This is a genomic window from Romboutsia sp. 13368 (assembly GCF_018336475.1).
Lineage (GTDB): Bacteria > Bacillota > Clostridia > Peptostreptococcales > Peptostreptococcaceae > Romboutsia.
Window position 1 is genome coordinate 959,546 of sequence record NZ_CP048741.1, and the last position, 1,501, is coordinate 961,046.

Sequence of the window (1,501 nt, forward strand, 5' to 3'; positions counted from 1 at the left end):
ATATATTAAATATATAAACTGGACAAGGAATTTTCCTTATCCAGTTTTTTTATTTTTAAAATTAATATATGGTTTATTTAAAAGAATAATACAAATACTATTTATAAGAAACTAGTTTAGCTAGAAAGGAGAGACATAAATTATGGGTTGCTTAAAAAAAGGAGCTATGTTTATTACAGCTGGATTTTTAGGAATTGGAGGATATATACTATACCAAAATTTAAAAACTAGAGTAGATGACCTAGAAGAAGAAATATGGGGTATGGAAGACGATGAACTTGAAGATTGTCCATATTGTGATAAAGTTTACAGTATGGAAGATGAAAACTATGATGACATTGATAAAACAACAGAAGAAATTGTATTAGAAAAAGTAGAATTTAATAATACTGATAATGAATTACATGATGAAGTTCAAAATCACCTTAAAGATCTTGAAGAAGAACAAAAAGATAATAAAGATGAAAATAAATAATTAAAGTATTAAAGGAGTTGATATAATCAACTCCTTTAATATTATAAAAATCTTCTTAAATCAAGTTCAAAATTTTCTTCTAGTTTTATAACATCAGCTGCTAATTCTTTAACTTCAGGTAAAGCTGCAGGATATTTATTTAAATATCTAGCAATAGATTTAATACCCATATCGCATCCATCAGTCATTAAATCAGCTATTTGCTCATCTTTATTACCTTGTAACATCTTAACATTTATTTTCACCTTACTCATTGCAGAAGCTATAGGATTTGGCTTTTTATCACCATCATGAAATTTATTTAGATACTCATGTGTTTTATCTCCAAGCTTTTCATGATCTTTTAAATATTTATTTAAAACATCTATAAGTTCTTTACTTTCTGCATTATCAATAACTTCCTTTATTCCTTCTACTCCCATTTTTATTCCTGCATTACATTCGTTTAGTAGTTTTATAGTATCATCATTAATCATATCAAAATCTCCTTATATTCTTTACTTATATTTAGTATTTCATTATTAATTAAAAATATAAGTAATTTAACTATATTTTAAGTTCTTGTTTATACTCTAAAGGAGTTTTAGTAGTTATCTTTTTAAAAACTGAAGAGTAATAACTTTGACTATTAAATCCAACACTTATAGCTATATCAAGTAAGGACATATCAGTAGTATTTAAAAGTGTTTTGCTTTTTTCTACTCTAAAAATATTTAAAAAGTTTGTAAATGTATATCCAGTCTCAGTTTTAAATAATTTACAAAAGTAACTTTTATTTATACTCAATTCATTGCAAATACTATCAATAGTTATGGGAGACTCGTAATTTTTAATACAATACTCAACAGCTTTTTTTATGTAAGGATTAAAGTTTAATGTACTTCTACCTTTGCTAAATTTATCATCGCTAATATCAACTAATAGATTATAAAGATACTTTATACATCTATTGTCAATGCAGAGTAAATTATAATTATCATCATTATTGCAGGTAATTTGCTTGAAAGGACCAACTATATAATAGCC

Annotated in this window: 3 protein-coding genes; 1 reads left to right on the forward strand and 2 read right to left on the reverse strand. The window is 24.9% G+C overall.

Annotated features, from left to right (window positions below; genetic code table 11):
* The first annotated feature begins 142 nt into the window (after positions 1-142).
* A complete protein-coding gene (locus G3997_RS03840) occupies positions 143-475 on the forward strand; it encodes a hypothetical protein (protein ID WP_296648399.1) in 333 nt (110 codons plus the stop codon).
* 41 nt (positions 476-516) lie between these two features.
* Here G3997_RS03840 and G3997_RS03845 read toward each other — a convergent pair whose 3' ends face one another.
* Together G3997_RS03845 and G3997_RS03850 are read right to left on the reverse strand one after the other, a co-directional pair.
* Complete coding sequence (locus tag G3997_RS03845) at positions 517-951, reverse strand: DUF2383 domain-containing protein (RefSeq protein ID WP_296648403.1); 435 nt, start codon at positions 949-951, stop codon at positions 517-519.
* A gap of 70 nt (positions 952-1,021) precedes the next feature.
* A partial coding sequence (locus G3997_RS03850) for a helix-turn-helix domain-containing protein (protein ID WP_296648407.1) occupies positions 1,022-1,501 on the reverse strand: 480 nt, incomplete at its 5' end.